18 protein-coding genes and 1 tRNA gene are annotated in these 14,413 nt (G+C 69.8%); 9 read left to right on the top strand and 10 right to left on the bottom strand.

From position 1 onward, the window contains the following. Window positions 1-127, top strand: a 127-nt coding sequence (locus AC1UE5_RS27560; protein ID WP_482929161.1) for an integrase core domain-containing protein, incomplete at its 5' end; no start/stop codon positions are given. Here the strand turns inward: AC1UE5_RS27560 and AC1UE5_RS27555 are convergent. Further along, window positions 124-645 carry an HAD-IIIA family hydrolase gene (locus AC1UE5_RS27555; protein ID WP_482929157.1) on the bottom strand — a complete coding sequence of 174 codons (522 nt, stop codon included), beginning with the start codon at window positions 643-645 and terminating at the stop codon, window positions 124-126. The two genes, AC1UE5_RS27560 and AC1UE5_RS27555, sit on opposite strands and share 4 nt — an antisense overlap. A 54-nt stretch (window positions 646-699) precedes the next feature. Between AC1UE5_RS27555 and AC1UE5_RS27550 the strand changes: the two genes are divergently transcribed. The 4 genes from AC1UE5_RS27550 to AC1UE5_RS27535 all read left to right on the top strand — a co-directional run bounded on the left by AC1UE5_RS27550 (window position 700) and on the right by AC1UE5_RS27535 (window position 3,677). Further along, window positions 700-772 (top strand) — tRNA-Thr (locus AC1UE5_RS27550). 200 nt (window positions 773-972) lie between these two features. Then, window positions 973-1,302: a helix-turn-helix domain-containing protein gene (locus tag AC1UE5_RS27545; protein ID WP_482929156.1), complete on the top strand. Its 330-nt coding sequence runs from the start codon at window positions 973-975 to the stop codon at window positions 1,300-1,302. Beyond that, the gene (locus AC1UE5_RS27540; protein ID WP_482929155.1) at window positions 1,302-2,468 is read left to right on the top strand and encodes a tyrosine-type recombinase/integrase; all 1,167 of its coding nucleotides are present in this window, start codon (window positions 1,302-1,304) and stop codon (window positions 2,466-2,468) included. The genes AC1UE5_RS27545 and AC1UE5_RS27540 overlap by 1 nt, the downstream gene beginning before the upstream one ends. A 69-nt stretch (window positions 2,469-2,537) precedes the next feature. Next, window positions 2,538-3,677 (top strand): PIN domain-containing protein, encoded by a 1,140-nt coding sequence (locus AC1UE5_RS27535; RefSeq protein WP_482929154.1) that lies wholly within the window; start codon window positions 2,538-2,540, stop codon window positions 3,675-3,677. Window positions 3,678-3,789: 112 nt separating this feature from the next. Here AC1UE5_RS27535 and AC1UE5_RS27530 read toward each other — a convergent pair whose 3' ends face one another. The 3 genes from AC1UE5_RS27530 to AC1UE5_RS27520 form a co-directional block, all read right to left on the bottom strand. Further along, window positions 3,790-4,320 carry a hypothetical protein gene (locus AC1UE5_RS27530; protein WP_482929153.1) on the bottom strand — a complete coding sequence of 177 codons (531 nt, stop codon included), beginning with the start codon at window positions 4,318-4,320 and terminating at the stop codon, window positions 3,790-3,792. Between the two features lie 223 nt (window positions 4,321-4,543). After that, window positions 4,544-5,041, bottom strand: a complete 498-nt coding sequence (locus AC1UE5_RS27525; RefSeq protein WP_482929152.1) for a hypothetical protein — start codon at window positions 5,039-5,041, stop codon at window positions 4,544-4,546. A gap of 76 nt (window positions 5,042-5,117) precedes the next feature. Beyond that, window positions 5,118-5,450 (bottom strand): ArdC family protein, encoded by a 333-nt coding sequence (locus AC1UE5_RS27520; RefSeq protein ID WP_482929151.1) that lies wholly within the window; start codon window positions 5,448-5,450, stop codon window positions 5,118-5,120. A gap of 511 nt (window positions 5,451-5,961) precedes the next feature. Here AC1UE5_RS27520 and AC1UE5_RS27515 point away from each other — a divergent pair. Beyond that, window positions 5,962-6,312 carry a hypothetical protein gene (locus AC1UE5_RS27515; RefSeq protein WP_482929150.1) on the top strand — a complete coding sequence of 117 codons (351 nt, stop codon included), beginning with the start codon at window positions 5,962-5,964 and terminating at the stop codon, window positions 6,310-6,312. Between the two features lie 271 nt (window positions 6,313-6,583). Here the strand turns inward: AC1UE5_RS27515 and AC1UE5_RS27510 are convergent, their stop codons facing one another. Further along, entirely contained in the window at window positions 6,584-7,240 is a 657-nt protein-coding gene (locus AC1UE5_RS27510; protein ID WP_482929149.1) for a hypothetical protein, read from the bottom strand. A 224-nt stretch (window positions 7,241-7,464) separates the two neighbouring features. Here AC1UE5_RS27510 and AC1UE5_RS27505 point away from each other — a divergent pair, with 224 nt between their 5' ends. Beyond that, window positions 7,465-8,283, top strand: a complete 819-nt coding sequence (locus tag AC1UE5_RS27505; protein WP_482929148.1) for a hypothetical protein — start codon at window positions 7,465-7,467, stop codon at window positions 8,281-8,283. 146 nt (window positions 8,284-8,429) lie between these two features. On the opposite strand, the gene AC1UE5_RS27500 is transcribed toward AC1UE5_RS27505, so the two are convergent. Together AC1UE5_RS27500 and AC1UE5_RS27495 are read right to left on the bottom strand one after the other, a co-directional pair. Further along, the gene (locus tag AC1UE5_RS27500) at window positions 8,430-8,588 is read right to left on the bottom strand and encodes a hypothetical protein (RefSeq protein WP_482929147.1); all 159 of its coding nucleotides are present in this window, start codon (window positions 8,586-8,588) and stop codon (window positions 8,430-8,432) included. A 32-nt stretch (window positions 8,589-8,620) separates the two neighbouring features. Beyond that, window positions 8,621-9,574 (bottom strand): DUF4062 domain-containing protein, encoded by a 954-nt coding sequence (locus AC1UE5_RS27495; protein ID WP_482929146.1) that lies wholly within the window; start codon window positions 9,572-9,574, stop codon window positions 8,621-8,623. 108 nt (window positions 9,575-9,682) lie between these two features. Between AC1UE5_RS27495 and AC1UE5_RS27490 the strand changes: the two genes are divergently transcribed. Continuing rightward, entirely contained in the window at window positions 9,683-9,943 is a 261-nt protein-coding gene (locus tag AC1UE5_RS27490; RefSeq protein WP_482929145.1) for a hypothetical protein, read from the top strand. A gap of 1 nt (window position 9,944) precedes the next feature. Here AC1UE5_RS27490 and AC1UE5_RS27485 read toward each other — a convergent pair whose 3' ends face one another. The 3 genes from AC1UE5_RS27485 to AC1UE5_RS27475 form a co-directional block, all read right to left on the bottom strand. After that, window positions 9,945-10,367 carry a hypothetical protein gene (locus AC1UE5_RS27485; RefSeq protein WP_482929144.1) on the bottom strand — a complete coding sequence of 141 codons (423 nt, stop codon included), beginning with the start codon at window positions 10,365-10,367 and terminating at the stop codon, window positions 9,945-9,947. Between the two features lie 307 nt (window positions 10,368-10,674). Further along, the gene (locus AC1UE5_RS27480) at window positions 10,675-10,935 is read right to left on the bottom strand and encodes a hypothetical protein (protein WP_482929143.1); all 261 of its coding nucleotides are present in this window, start codon (window positions 10,933-10,935) and stop codon (window positions 10,675-10,677) included. 146 nt (window positions 10,936-11,081) lie between these two features. Continuing rightward, window positions 11,082-13,004 (bottom strand): ParB/RepB/Spo0J family partition protein, encoded by a 1,923-nt coding sequence (locus AC1UE5_RS27475; RefSeq protein WP_482929142.1) that lies wholly within the window; start codon window positions 13,002-13,004, stop codon window positions 11,082-11,084. A gap of 188 nt (window positions 13,005-13,192) precedes the next feature. Between AC1UE5_RS27475 and AC1UE5_RS27470 the strand changes: the two genes are divergently transcribed. Further along, entirely contained in the window at window positions 13,193-14,413 is a 1,221-nt protein-coding gene (locus AC1UE5_RS27470; RefSeq protein ID WP_482929141.1) for a hypothetical protein, read from the top strand.

Raw genomic sequence — 14,413 nt, 5'->3', positions numbered from 1 at the left:
AAGCGCAGAACGCACCGCAGCCCTTGACGGATGGCTCTGGCACTACAACCATCGCCGCCAACACAGCGCCCTCAGCCGGCAAACCCCGGCCCAGCGACTGAACAACCTGCTCGGGACTTACACCTAGCCGAGCAGGAGGTCGACCGCGGCGGGGAGGTCCGGCGCGGTCTCGGGCGCGTCGTCGAGGTCCCGCTGCGCCGTCGCGAGCGACGGGACGAGGATCCCGCGCGCGCCCGCGGCGGTCGCGGCGCGCACGTCGGTTCCGGTGTCCCCGATCACCGCGCACGCCTCGGGCGCCACGCCCAGCGTCGACGCGGCTTCGAGCACGAGCCCGGGCAGCGGCCGCCGGCACCGGCACCCCGCGTCGGGCGCGTGCGGGCAGATCGCCTTCGGCCCGACCGGCCCGAGCAGGTCGTCGATCCGCCGGTGCACCGCCTCGACCTGCACCCGGTCGATCTCGCCGCGCGCCAGCCCGTCCTCGTGCGCGATGAGCGCGGTCGGCACCCCAGCCTCCCGCAGCCGCGCAAGCGCCTCGGCCGCGCCCGGCATCGGCTCCACCCGCGCGGGATCCCCGCCCACCGGCGCGTCCACCACGAGCGTCCCGTCGCGGTCCAGCAGCACGGCGGAGGGGAAGCGTCCCTGCACGCCCGTGCAGGTACCCCGACGCGCGGCCCTCCACCCGCTACTCTTCCGACGCACGCCCTCTTAGCTCAGTTGGTAGAGCACTTCCATGGTAAGGAAGGGGTCGCCGGTTCGAGTCCGGCAGAGGGCTTCCATCGGAGTACCTGCAAATCGCAGGTTTTCGCCACCGCCGATTCGCCGCTGAATCGGCGCCTCGCCCGTTTGTGGGCACGTTGTGGGCACAGCGCCGTGCCCAGCGATGTCGAGCAGCGCCCCCTTCTGAGAACTCGCGGGGGGTGGCCGCGGCCGTCGCGCGACTCAGCAGCAGACCGTTCTTCGCTCTGCTCCTGGATGCCTCGCACGCCCTTCGACGACCTCGACGACGGCCATGTCCTGACCCCGCAGGACATCGCCGAGCGACTGCGCGTCGATCCGCGTTCGGTGCGCCGTGCGATCGCTCGCGGCGACCTCGCCGCGAGCAACCCGTGCGGCCTTCGCGTGCTCGCGTGCGACGCGGCTGCCTGGTGGCGCGCGAAGTCGGTCAAGGCAACGCCGGGCGCGACCGCCGACTCCGCTCCCGTGGTGGTCGCGCCCGTCAAGCCGGCGCGCCGGTCGACGAAGCGCTTCGCGCGCTCGACCGGTGAGCGGCTGCCGTTGCCGCCGCGGACGGTCCAGTCCTGATGGCGGCGACGAAGGACCTGCCGCCGGGCGTGTCCGTCCGGGAGTACGTGCGCAAGGACGGGACGGTCAGCAAGACGTACACCGTCCGCTACCGAGAGAACGGCAAGCAGCCGCGCAGGACGTTCGACACCCTTGACGACGTCGAGGACTTCCTCGCCAAGCGCCGCAGCGCGAAGCGTTGGCGCCCGCACGAGCTGCGGCAGGAGCAGCTCGGGCAGCAGACGCTCGGCGAGTTCTTCTCGACGTGGTGGACGCGGTACGGGATCGTCGAGCTCGAGCGCTCGACGCTTGAGGTCTACCGGTGCTTGTGGGAGGCGCATGCGGAGCACCGGCTCGCACACCTGCGGCTTTCGGAGATCGATCCCGAGGTGGTCGTCGACTTCCGCGCCGAGCTGGTCGAGGCCGGCATCGGTAAGCACTCGATCGTCAAGACGATGTCGCTCCTGCAGCGCGTCTTCCGTGACGCGGTCGAGATGGGCGCGGCGCTCTACAACCCGTTCAAGCTGGTCAAGAAGCCGACGCCCGAGCCGCCGCGCGCGGTGCGACCGTTCACGCCGCTGCAGGTCGAGATGCTGGTGGCTGACATCTCGGCGCGCGGCTACGCGCAGAGCGCGGCGCTGGTCCGTCTGATGGCGTACACGGGGCTGCGTCCGCAGGAGGCGCTGGCGCTCCGGTGGTTCGCGATCGGTGGGACAACGCTCCACGTCGAGGACGCGAACGCGGACGGCGAGCTCAAGCCGCTCAAGAACCGACGCAAGGCGCGTAAGCGCGGGCGCAGCATCGACCTCATCCCGCCGGTGCGCGAGGACCTCGACGCGTGGTTCGTCGCGTGCGGATCGCCGGGGCCGGGCGAGCTGATCTTCCCGCACGAGACGTACGGCGGGCCGTGGCTGTCGGAGCACTACCGCACGTGGCGTCGGCGGATCTACGTGCCGTCTGCGGAGAACGTCGAGCTGCACACGAAGAAGCCGTACAACTGCCGCCACACGTGGGCGTCGCTGCGAATCGCGGAGAAGCGGCTGTCGATCGCGGAGATCGCTGAGGAGATCGGCGACAAGACCTCGACCGTCCTCGACACCTACACGCACGTCATCCGCGAGTGGCGCGGGCGGAAGGCGATCGAGATCGAGAAGGAGGTGCGCGTCGCGCGCAAGCGCGTTGGATGACACCGTGTTGAGACATCGTCGCCGATTGGAGCGCAGCCCTCCGAGAAGGCAGGCTGTAGCGTCCGCTGGGTGCGCGCGCCGTGGCTCGTCCTTGACACAAACGTTCTTGTTGGCGACTGGCTCCTTGACAGCCCGGCCGGACGCGTGGTTCGGGAGGAAGCCATGGCTGGACGCGTGCACATCGGTGTGCCGGCGGTCGTGCTCGCCGAAGCGCGGCGCAACTTCCGACGTCAGTTGCGCTCAGCTGATCGCGCTCTTCGTGCCGCAATTCGGGATCGGCAACGGCTGTCCGTCGGCGCTAGCGAGCCGCCACTGGATGGCCTACCGGCTACCGTCGACGCTGACGTTGCAGCGGATCGGTATGTGGAGCGGCTGAGGACAGTCATCTCGGAGGCGGGCGGATCGGTGTTGCCGCTGCCGCAGGTTTCTCACGAGGATCTCTTGAAGCGCGCGCTCGCTGGCAAACGGCCCTTCGATCAGGAAGGTCGAACCGGCTACCGCGACGCTCTCATTTGGGCCACGATGCTCGAACAAGCGCGTGCCGCCGAGGTCGGAGCAACGTTCGTCCTCGTGTCTGCGGATGGCGACTTCGTGAACGCGGGCGGGGAGCTATTGGCGGATCTCCAGGAGGATCTGGCCTCGTTCGCGGCGTCGGTGGTAGGCGCTCGCGACTTGAAGGCGATCGTCAAGACGTTTCTTGCTGAGCACACGGCACTCCGCGTCGAGCTGAACGAGCGGCTGCAGCGTGAGAGGAAGTTCTTCCGAGCCGTGCGCGCGGAACTGGACAAGGCTTGGATCGGGTCGTGGCCCGAGCTCGATGCTGATGGGGACATCGAGCTTGACTGGAGCGATCGTGACATTGAATTCGTCCACGATGTCGAGGATGACTTCGAGGTCACGTTTGCCAGCAACGTGAGCGGCGGGAAGGCGCTTCTCGAGTTCAGGGCACACGCCGATGTGCAGCTGAACTACGACATACCGGCCTCGGAATGGGCGGAGGCTTCGGAGCAGACGCGCTCCGAGGTTGATTGGAATGAGGCTTCGGGTCGAGGGTCCTACGTGGACGTCATACCGGCCACGCTCGTTATCGAGGCGCTGCACGACATCGGTTCCAGCGAGCTCAGCGATGTCAAAGTCGTCCGGATAACGGAGGACTGGAGTTGGACAGCTGATGACCGGCCGCTCGGCACTGGGCCTGATCGCGGCTAGCAATACCCGTACGCAACAGGAGCGACCGCCAGTCAGCAGCGTCGCCGCTCACGTGTCTAACCAGCGCGACGTACCGGCGTCCCTTGCGCGGCGGGGCGGCCACCCGCTGGAGTCACAGCCCCGCGAGCGCGCCCGGCTGCTGGCGCTGCTCACTGACCGTCACGTAGTCGGCGACGATCGCGTCGAGTTCGTCCTTGCTCTTGAGGCCGCGTTCGATGAGGAACGAGCGCCCGCGATGGCCGGGGGTGGGGCAGTCGGTGAGGCGGACGATGCCGTTGACGCGCTGGCCGTAGATGACGCGCTCGCCGGTGCCGATGGTGTAGCGGGCGAGCTCCGTGCGCTCGCCGATGGTCGGGTTGCCGGTGGGCGCCGGGGCGGTGTGGGTCCAGCGGGCGGTCGACCCGTGGCCCTGCACATCGTCGGCCTCGTGGCGCGCGGCGTCGCCGCGCTCCGTCACCATCGCGTGCTGGACGTCGCGCAGCTCGCGGGTGCGGTCGGCGCGGGGCGTCGGCTTGGCGCCGAGGAGGCGCTTGATCTCGCGGTCGGCGTCGTCGAACGTCTTCGGGAGCGTGAAGGTCTGGCCGCTGCGCTCGGCGAGGGCCTTGAGGTAGCGCATCTGCTTGGGGGTGGGCTTGCGTGGCATGTCCGGCGTCCTCCAGGTGGTCGGGATTGAGGTCGCCAGGCGTTCGGCCCAGGGGATGCGAACGCACGCGACACGTTCGGTCCGCAGGACTCGGCGTCAGCCGACGCGCCAGCGCGAACGTGGTGTGGCGGATTGCAGTCCTCCTGGGCCAGCCTTGAGGCGTTCCTCGTGTCCCCGGTCCGCCTGGTGGACCCGGACGTGCGGGTGCACCGCGAGCGGTTCCTCAAGCCGTTGCTGGCACCGCCTCGTCGACCGCGGCGTCCACGCCGTCGACCGCTTCCTCGATCCGCCGGGCGAGCCGGTCGATCAGGCCGGCCGCGCGCTCGATCGTCGCCAGCTCGGTGCTCTGCGACCACGACGCCAGGTACGGGATCGAGTAGCCGGACGTGTCGAGCCCCAGCGATCCGCAGACGGTGTAGGCGACCGACTCGACGACGAGCTCTTCCTCTGCGTGCGTGAGTGTCTTGTCGTCCTCGTCGGGCTCGGCGCGCAGCAGCGCGTGCGCGAGTTCGTGCACGAGGGTTTTGACCTGCGCGTTGACGCCGCGGCCGGACGCGATCGTGATCGCGTTCGTCTCGAGGTCGTAGAAGCCGCCCTTCTCGGCCGGCAGCTCGGCGAGCTCGACCGTCGAGCCGATGTCGCCGGCCAGCACGACGAGCGCCGACCAGGCGTCAGCGAGCTCGTCGCCCTCGACCTGCACGATCGGCGGGTCGAGCGGCACCGGCTCGGCCGGGGCGGGGAGCGGATCGACCTGCGAGCGGTCGAAGACCGGCCCGAGCTTGAACCGCGTGGGCGGCTTATTTCGACACCGCGCCGGCGGCCTTCCACTCGGCGAGCGCGCGCTTGGACGGCGGCATCGGCATCCAGATGCGGATCGCCCGCTCGCCCTTGCGGACCGCGTAGCCGAGGTTCAGCCACGCGCGGAACCCGGCGACGCGGGTGGCCTGCGGGCACTGCATCGCGATCAGCAGCTGGTTGCGCAGCGTGTAGGTGTGGAAGTGCCGGCGGACCGCCAGCCACCGCTGCCAGCCCTCCGAGCTGCGCAGCTCCTCGACGGCCCGCTGGCTCTTCGGCCGGTCGGCCTCGTGCCGGGCGGCGCGCTCGTCCTCGGACAGCGTCTTGCGCGGCATCGCCGCACCTCCCTCGGGCTCGGGCTCCGCCCGTCGCGGAGCCGTCCCCGCCCTTCCGCACGCCGAAGGCGTGCCACCATCGGCGGGAGTCGGCTTCGCGGCGGGGGCCACCCGCGCCTCGCCTCAGAACGCAACGAGCCGGCACAAGGCCGGCTCGTCACTGGGTTCAGGAGGAGAGAGAACGCGAGGTTCCTCTGTCGACATCGATCGCAGCTAAAGATCGGCGGGTGAGTCCTCCTCGACCGCCGCCTTCGCTGGGCGCGCAAGGCTGAGGCGTAGCCGGCACTCAGCGCTACGTGTTCTGCCATCCGTCGGCGGCTCAGTGGCCTAGTACCTCGACGGACCGTGCTGGTCGTCAGGACCCGCCGGTATAGCCTCCCCGTCGTGACTGGCAAGCAGATGACCGTCTGCCACCGCGGGCGAGGCTAGGCGCCCTCTCGGACCTCGGGACGGCGCCGGCTCTTTCGGCCTGACGTAGAGCCTCGGCTCAGGCCATCAGGAGGTGGGCCCCGTGGCCCTGAACGCCTACGCGCACCTGACCGTGCGCAACCTGCCCGGCACCGTCGTCGACGACGACGAGTTCATCGACGCGATCTGGGGCGAGCTGCCCGACGCGTCGCTCGGCACCGGCGGCGGCGTGCTCGAGCTGACCGTTTCGCAGTTCGCGCTTACGAACAGGGGGATCGCTCGCCGGCAGACCGGCCGCGTCGCCCGCGCTCTGAACGCCGCGGGCGTCTCCAATCCGCAGATCACCGTCGACGAGATCGTGCGCAGTGACGTGCGCGACGACCTGCGGGCGATCGCCGGGATGGTGCGCTGGCATGCCCGGCGCGCGGCCAAGAAGGCCATTGGCGGCCGGTAGCGGTTCGAGTTCGCACACCTGCCGGGGCGCACCGGCCGCGAGGGCCACACGCACAATCCGGACGAAGCGCCCGACGAGGCAAGCGGGCAAGGGGTGCAGCGTGTTGCGACCGCCGCTCATGACGCTGTGCTGCGACGGCTATTTCGACGGGCCGACTGCCCACGTCGACTAGGAGCGGCTGCCGCCTGTGTAGCCGCCGGAGCTGTACCAGAGACGACGGAAGATCAAACGAGCGCAGCTTCCGCGACAGCCGCGTCGGCCGCGCTGATGGTCAGGCGCCGGCCTGCTGGTCCTTCTCGCCTACGGCCACGTACCAGTTGTACTCGTCCAGGTACTTGGCCATCGTCTTGCGCACCCCATAGCCCAGATGGCGGCGCAGGAACTCCTCGATCTCATCGGGCCCGTGGCCGGACTCCGCGACCAGGCGCCGTACGAGGTGGTGCATCTCGGTGAGGAAGTCGCGGTAGTCACGTGCGAACGGCTTAATGTTGTTGTCCCACATGACGAACGCCTCGGGCAGCAGCATGTGCAGCAACTTCGACGCGGCGGTCGGCCCCATCGTGCGGATCTCGCCCTTGAGCTCCAACACGCTGTCGTAGAGGGCGATCATCTCGGGCAGGCGATCGAGGAAGTCGTCGTCGGAAACCCGCACGCCCTCCAAGCGCTCGAGCTGCTCGACGTGCGCGCCGATCCAACGCTTGATTGCCTGCACCGAGACCTCCCTCGGCAGATGGCACGCCCAGGTGTTCAGGAACAACACGATGTCGCGCGTCCGCGCCGCGCGTTCGTGCATCGGCCGTTCCTGCACCACGCTCAGACACCGCAGGTACGCACGATCCTCGCGGCCCTGCTTGGAGAAGTTCTCCCGGTAGCCGCTGAGCTTCCCGACGAAGTTCTCCCAGTTCAATCGATCCCAGTGGAGGGGCATTGCGCGGGCATTCTGTCGGTCGCGGTGGCGCCAACACGGTAGGCCAGGACCGGCTCGGCGCCGCCACACGGGGCGCCGATCGACAAGTGCTGACATCCCGAAGAAGTTCGCTCGCGGGTTGAGCTCCGACCGGCCCGGTAGCCGCACCAAATGAGTACCCGACGAAGGGTCTTGCCAGGCTTCAAATGCGTCCGGCGATCGCCCGAGCCGCGAAGATCTTTAGGATGGATCACCTCCCCACGCCCGATCCCCGCGCCCACCGCTACGCACTTGCGACGTGGCGACTGCGCCACGAGCCAGAGGTCGACGGCGCCGAAGCATTGTTCGACCAGGCGCTGACCAACGGACTGGCCGCGATCGTCGCGCACGACTTCCCAGAGGAGCTGCACCGCAGCGACGGCAAGATCAAGTCAGCGATGGGGCTGCTCAACGTCCTCGAGGGCCGCGGTGTTCCCGGGCCCGGCGGAAGCGTCCGGCTTCCGCACGGCAGCCCGGACGAACTGTGGGTCACCACGCTCATCGACGACGAGCTATCGCCGAACTTCACCGAGGTCCAGCTGCCGGTCCTGCGCGCCGCGATCGAACGAACCCAGCCGGTTCGCCACGCCCGCGACGGAGCGGCCGACACGCCGCTGACCGACGAGGAGCTCACCGCGCTCGAGGCGCTCAACTTCCATGACGCTTTGTTCTCGCTCAGCGATGTCGCGCGGGATCGCGACGAGCTGCGCACCGATCGCCATGACGCCGAGGAGTTCGCCCGCGCGCAGGCGTACGTCGAGCTACTCGACAGCGAGGAGTGGGAGCGCCGCGGCGCCGTCGACTACGCCGCCGTCTACGGCGCGACCAGTCCCGACGACGAGCGACAGCTTCAGCTTTGCCCGGCCTGCGATCTGGTCGCTCTCGTCGTCCAGCAGTTCGACGGCTACCTCAACGAGGTCGGGATCGGCACGTGCATGGCGTGCAGCTACAGCCGCACTCGGGAGGTCGCCGACCAGGAGGGGCTTAGCGAGCTGCTGTGGCGCCAGTCTCAGCGTGACGACTGAGCGCCGGCGCGGAGACTGCCCGCCTGTACGTTGTCCGGGGGCCGTGCGGACGCGTCGCCCCGCCCGGCGGCATGCCGCGAGGCCCTCGCGTAGTAGTCACCGCCCGGGGCGTCGGCTGACCGAAATCGGCGCCCCGGACCGGCAGTTCAGAACCCGCGCGTGCTGCGCCGCTGCACGGCGCCGGCCAGCTCGAACGCGCGGCGGAGTTCAGCGTGCAGGCGATCGAGCATCCCGGGCTGAGCGAGATCGGCGCGCCGGGCACGAAGCGGCTGCTCAGGCGCGACAAGGACGTGCGGCAGGCTCATCGGCATCGACATCGAGTTCCCTGGGTCGTGCTCTACCCAGCTCTTGTGCTCCGCCTCGGGAACCGCGGCGGCCAAGAGGATGTTGCGGACCTCGTCGCGGGTGTCGACGACCTGCCATACGCGCTCTGCAAAGGCGGCGTGCGCGCGATGACCTCGCGGGCGCGGTCGGCGCGAACCATCATCCCGCCGAAGCCCATCTGGTCCCCGCCGACTTCTCCTTCGCCCACGACGCTGCCGTCGAAGCCGACGATCAGGTTCAGCGTCTCGTTCGCGCCCTGGGCGATCAGGCTGACGTGGGCGGCGTTCACGGCGGGAGTGATGCCCATCGACTGCGGCACGAGACCGCTGGCGCGGGCGGCGCTGGCGAGTTCCTCGAGCAGCCGGTCGCGGTCGGCGAGCTCGACGGCGCCGATCAATGAGCCGTTGAGCACCGGGGTCGCAACCACGCGGAGCTTCGAGCCTCCGTGCATCGTCCCGCGGCGCTCGTCGCCGTGGGCCAGCTCAAGAGCCCGCTCGGTCGCGGCAGGCGTCGGGTCGCCGCCGGCGCGACTGCGGCGCCAGTCATCCAGGGCCTTGACGACGGCGAGCGCGACGTCACCGGATCCGGTGAAGTTCGAGGTGAAGTTCCCGGCCTCCCACGTGCCACGCACGCGCGCGATGAACTCGTTCTGCGCCGGCTCGCGATCGGCGACGCTCTGGACAAGGGCGAGAACGTCGATGCCCCGGTCACGAGCATGCTGGAACTCTTCCTCGGTAGGGCTGATGCCGCGTTCGCCCGGTTCCCCGTACTCGGCACCGAGAAGCAGCACAACGGCATCGCAGCTCTCAACGCGGTCAAGCAGCGCACGGCGTGAGCCCTCGGGGCTCGGCGCCTCCGTCTCAAACATCACGGGCCGCATCTCCAGCGACTCGACCGCCGCCTTGGCCGCTTTCCGGACGGCGCCCATCTCGCCGCGAGCGAGCGAGCTGATGAAGATGCGCTCCATACGGCCGGAGAGTACGGAGCCGATCGGCCCGAACAGCCACCCTCTCGGCACCTTGCGGGGTGGGCCACCGTGGGCCGTACGGTCACGTCCATGACCGACCTTCTTCAGATGACGCCCGAGCAGATCGCGCTCGAAGTCCTGCTGCCCGCGATCGGCAACGGCAGCCGGCCCTTCGATCGTGCCCGGTCGACCGTCGCGCGCTTGCTCGGCGCCGAGCGGAGTACCTCGCTCGGCAGAGAACTTGACATCGAGGCCCAGGCGGCGATCGACTGGCTGATCGTCAACGGCTACTTGACACGCGACCCCCAGCAGGGCACCGGAGCGTTCCTGACCCTCACGCGGAAGGGCCGCGAGCGCGCCTCGAGCTGATCTACCAGCGCAGCGCGGCGGCCGACCGCGCTCGACGCTGCACGCTGAGCGCGTCCTCGACCGTGAACGGTCGGTGCAGCTCATCGGAGAACCGCCGCAGGTTGGATGCCGGGAGCAGTCCGTCGTAACGCTGCTCGTGCCCCAGGCGGAGGTGCCGCACGACAAGCGTCTCGCCGTCGACTCGGCCAGTCACCTCTGACCGAGGTTTGCCGTCTTGCGAGATCACGTCGCCGCCTTCGCTCGCTACGTAGAAATAGCGCTCCGACAGGACCAGCAACGTCAGCCGCGGCCCCGTCGCGAGCGCGACGCGCTCGACACGCTCGTCGACGTCGAGCAGGGGAGACAGATCACGCGCCCGACCGAGCAGAGCGGGGTCGACCGGCTCGTCGAACATGTCGGCGCGGAGCGTCCAGGTGCGCGGCATGGCAGGAGGCTACACCCGGAAGGAGCGGACGAGACGATCGGCACCGCGCGTCCGGAGTCGGTCAAAAATGAGTGATCACCGCTGATCTGCAACCCGCTCCTCCACCTCGGGCGCCTCCTGGATCACCCCCGCCTCGAGCAGAACGCGGACGTGGTAGGCGATCGTGGGAGCGGGCGGTCCAGGTAGGCCGCGAGCTCGCGCGCTGATCGCGGTTCCTCGTTGATCGCTGCGACGATCGCCGCGCGGATCATCGCCGCGGTTCCGTCCCCGAGGCGCCGCAAGGACGCGTCGGGTGTCGCCCGGTACCTCATTCGGAGGTGAGCTGGATGAACCTCACCGCCGCGTGGCTGAGCGCGACGAACCCGCCGCCCTCGTTCACCAGCCCGAACCCGACGAGCTCGGCGACCAGCTCGGCGACGATCTCCGGGGCGTGGCCGCTCAGCCGCTGCAGGTCGTTGACGTGAACCTGGAGGGGGTGCTCGGCCACGATCAGCTTGAACAGCTCCGCGTCATCGGAGCCGTAGTTGCGCGCCCACGCGGGCGGCTCGGGGGTACGCTCGTCGCGCATGGAAGGCCCTTTCTTCCGTGCCGGCCCCCGGCCGTTTGCAGACGGCGCGGGGGCACCTAGTTGTCAGATCGGCCCCGTAGGCGCGGGCGCTGGAAGTTCGCCCCCGCCCGCGCGCAGTTGGCGCGCGGGCGGTCGGCGAGCGAGGCTCAGGCTGCCTCGGCCAGCGCCTCCTCCTCGGGCTCCTCGACCGGCGCGGGCGCCGCGGTCTCCTCGGTCGCGTCCGGGGACTCCGGCTCGGCCAGCTCGATCACGCGGTCCCCGATGCCGTGCGGCACGACGCTGTAGCCGTGCTCCCCGCGGAGCTTGACGATCGCCGCCTCGCGCTCGGCGCGGGTCATCGACGCGGCCCGCTCGGCGAGGTCCAGCAGCAGCTCGTCGCGCTCACGCTGGAGCCGCTCGGCCTCGTCGCGCTCGGCGGCGCGCTTGTCGCGCGCCTCGCGGATCGTCTTGGTGAACTTGTCGGGCAGCACGTCGATGATGAGCTCGTCGAGCAGCTCGCCGGCGTCGACGGTCCACGGCAGGCCCGCGCCGCCGTACGCCGAGAACCGCAGGTCCCACAGCGTGCGGTTGGAGCGCGCGACCGCCGTCTCGTCGGCGTGGCGGGCCATCGCGATCAGAGCGAGGCACCGGCCGGCGATCTCCCCCGACGTCTTCGCCCCAGCGAGGAACTCCTTGGCCTTGACCGCGGCCTCGCGCGGCGTGAGGTACGTGCGCTTGGCGCCCGTCCGCGTCGTCGTCTCCGTCACCCAGCCGGGGAACCCGTACCGCGCGCCGCGCCCGGCGAGCTTCTCGAGGCCGTCGGCGAGGTCGACCGCGGTGAGGATCTTCATCACGCGGGCGTCGACCTTGACCTTCGACATGTGCTTGAACAGCGCGCTTCCGAGCTCGTCGTTGCGGTGCGCCGCCTTCAGCTGGGCCTCCAGCTCGGCCGCGCGCGCCTGGCGGCGCTGCTCCTTGAGCGCCTCCTCGTCGGCCGGCCCGGGCGCCGCGTCACCCGCGCTGCCCGTCGCGGCGTCGTCGGCCGGCGCGTCGTCGGCGTCGTCGGCGGCCTGCGTGGCCGCCAGCGTGTCGCGGGCCTCGGCGAGGTGCCTGGCGATCGTGTCGGCGGCGAGCTGGTCGGCGACGTCCTGGCCGACGATCAGGTGGTCGTGGCCGGACTCGATCGGGTGGACCGCGCCGAGGGCGACGGCCTCCTCGACCACCGCGGGGTGCATCTGGAGCCTCAGGTCGACGTCGTGCGGGAACCCGCGCAGCTCGGCGAGCTCGGTCAGCGCCGCGGTCGACTCGTCGCTCAGGGTGAAGCGGCTGACCGGGTACAGGACGCTGGCGGCGTAGACGTCGTCGGGGAGGTCCGACGCGTCGTCGTCGTGCCGGCCGATGAGCACGGCGATCGGATCGTCCGTCAGGTCGCCCCAGGTCGTCGGCGCCTCCCAGCTCCGCTTCGGCTCGTCGAGGACCCGCGCGACGGCGACCGCCGGGAGTCCGATGTGGATCTTGGCGAGCTTGGACAGCGTCTCGACCGCGCCGAGCGGGATCGTCTTGTCGACGATCTTCGGCCACATGTCCTCGGGCAGGTCGAGGATGCGCAGCCGCTCGCGGACGACCCGCTCGCTCACCCCCGGGACGCGGGCGGCGATCTCGCGCGGCGTGAGCTTGCGGTCGCGCAGCCGCTGGTAGGCGTGCGCCTCCTGCACCGGGTTCAGCGGCACGGACCCGAGGTTCTCTGCGATCGCGTCGTCGAGCCCGTCCGTGCGCTCGTCGGGCACGCGCACCAGCGCGGGGATCTCCATGAGCCCGATCTGCGCCGCCGCGCGGGTACGCCGCTCGCCCGCCGTCAGCGGGAAGTCGCCGTCCGCGTCGGCGGGCCGCACGAGGATCGGCTGCAACACGCCCAGCTCCCTGATCGACCGCGCGAGCTGATCGATCTGCGCCTTCTCGGCGTCGTCGCGCGGGTTGAACCCGTCGACGATCTTGATCTTCGACAGCGGCAGCATCATCAGCTTGCCGCCCGCTGGCACGCTCGCCGACTCCGTCCCCTGCACCTCGACCTGCTTCTCGGCAGTAGCCATGAGGCAACTCCTCATCACGTCGGGGACCCGCCCCGTCGGCGGGCCCTTCCCGACCCATCCGCACGACGAAGTCGTGCCACCCTTGGGAGGGAGGGCCTGGGCGACGGGCTGGGAGCAGGGTTCAACGGACCCAGATGTGTTCCCAGATGGCAACCGTTCACGGAACGCTCTAGGCTCCGCGAGGGTTCATGGAAGAGCCGGCCGGTACAGCGGATGGGGATGGAGCAGCGGGCCGCGCGTGGGATCCGATCCTCGACGTCCCGCCAGAGGGGGACGCCGGAGCGCTGACTCACTCATGGTTCGGGTTCCAGTGGAACTGCGGTGCGTTGTTCAGTCTTCGAACGCTGGGTGAGCGACCAGAAGTCCTGGCTGTCGTGTGCGAGACCCACGAGGATTTCGTACTCCTCATGGTCGGTCGCCCCGAGTTGGTCTCAGTCAAACACAGGGAAGGGAGCACCGGCCCTTGGTCGCGCACCGACCTGCTGACCGGGCCTCTGAAGCATCTTGCCGGCCGGTGGGTGGCAACGGGAGGCCGTGCGAGCTGCCGCCTCATGACCAACCAAGGCTTGCGAACGGGAGACGGTCAGGCGCAACAGCTCGCAGACATCTGCAGCGACGGCGCTCCTCAGGTGCGCCGTGAGCTTGCGGAGTCCATTGCCGCGCAACTGGGGCTGTCAGACGATGACGCTTTCGCGTTCGTCTCGGAGCTACGGATCGACGCCGGGCTGCCCGGACGAAATCACATCAGTGACTTTGTGCGCCTACGGGCTGTGGACCCCGTGCTGAACTTCCTGGGTCTCCCGCTCGAAGCGAGCCAGCCGGTGTACGACCGGGTCCTGGCAGAAGTTGCGCGGCGAAGCGCCGACCGGGCTTTCGACTCCTCTGTACTCGTGGAGGCGCTAGTGACGGAGGACGGTCACAAGGCAACAGCCGTGCTCAAACGCCGCGTCGAATCCCGGGTGCTAGATGCGACGGTAGTCGCCGCCTGTTTCCGCGACGTGAGCCGGGGCGGCGTCCGGTTGGCCAGCGACGGTGCCCCAGCACCGACGAGGCTCGTCGAAAAGCTCGAGCTTGGCGACCTTGGACCGACGGCGATCGCGTCTGCGAAGCGTCTGAGAGCGGCCTGGTTCCAGTACGAGGCGAGATGGCGTGGTCTGCCCGGTGGCGGGGACCAGTTCTCCGACCTTCGGATCAGGGCGCAGGCCATGGCTGCCCGCCATGAGAGCGCGGTGAGTCACCAGAACCCGTACGGGCCGGCGATGCACGCCGCAATAGCCAACGATCTGGCCGCCGGCGCCCTCTCGGCCGGCTTGGACGGACCGGCCGACCCTGAGCTACTGCTCGGGTTGATCTTCGAGCTCACCGATCAATGTGAGGTGTGGTGGTCTCCGCCCCGCGTGCTCACCTGA

The organism is Parviterribacter multiflagellatus (assembly GCF_056863265.1).
Note: the sequence above shows the minus strand (reverse complement) of the source record. Positions and strands in the feature narration are given on the sequence as shown.

Bases quoted from the DNA above. Each gene is read 5' to 3' on its own strand.
- AC1UE5_RS27530 (WP_482929153.1), bottom strand. From the start codon at position 4,320: ATGCCACGCAAGCCCACCCCCAAGCAGATGCGCTACCTCAAGGCCCTC.
- AC1UE5_RS27490 (WP_482929145.1), top strand. From the start codon at position 9,683: ATGACGCCCGAGCAGATCGCGCTCGAAGTCCTGCTGCCCGCGATCGGC.
- AC1UE5_RS27485 (WP_482929144.1), bottom strand. From the start codon at position 10,367: ATGCCGCGCACCTGGACGCTCCGCGCCGACATGTTCGACGAGCCGGTC.
- AC1UE5_RS27540 (WP_482929155.1), top strand. From the start codon at position 1,302: ATGGCGGCGACGAAGGACCTGCCGCCGGGCGTGTCCGTCCGGGAGTAC.
- AC1UE5_RS27500 (WP_482929147.1), bottom strand. From the start codon at position 8,588: ATGAGCCTGCCGCACGTCCTTGTCGCGCCTGAGCAGCCGCTTCGTGCC.
- AC1UE5_RS27475 (WP_482929142.1), bottom strand. From the start codon at position 13,004: ATGGCTACTGCCGAGAAGCAGGTCGAGGTGCAGGGGACGGAGTCGGCG.
- AC1UE5_RS27545 (WP_482929156.1), top strand. From the start codon at position 973: ATGCCTCGCACGCCCTTCGACGACCTCGACGACGGCCATGTCCTGACC.
- AC1UE5_RS27495 (WP_482929146.1), bottom strand. From the start codon at position 9,574: ATGGAGCGCATCTTCATCAGCTCGCTCGCTCGCGGCGAGATGGGCGCC.
- AC1UE5_RS27480 (WP_482929143.1), bottom strand. From the start codon at position 10,935: ATGCGCGACGAGCGTACCCCCGAGCCGCCCGCGTGGGCGCGCAACTAC.
- AC1UE5_RS27470 (WP_482929141.1), top strand. From the start codon at position 13,193: ATGGAAGAGCCGGCCGGTACAGCGGATGGGGATGGAGCAGCGGGCCGC.
- AC1UE5_RS27520 (WP_482929151.1), bottom strand. From the start codon at position 5,450: ATGCCGCGCAAGACGCTGTCCGAGGACGAGCGCGCCGCCCGGCACGAG.
- AC1UE5_RS27510 (WP_482929149.1), bottom strand. From the start codon at position 7,240: ATGCCCCTCCACTGGGATCGATTGAACTGGGAGAACTTCGTCGGGAAG.
- AC1UE5_RS27505 (WP_482929148.1), top strand. From the start codon at position 7,465: ATGGATCACCTCCCCACGCCCGATCCCCGCGCCCACCGCTACGCACTT.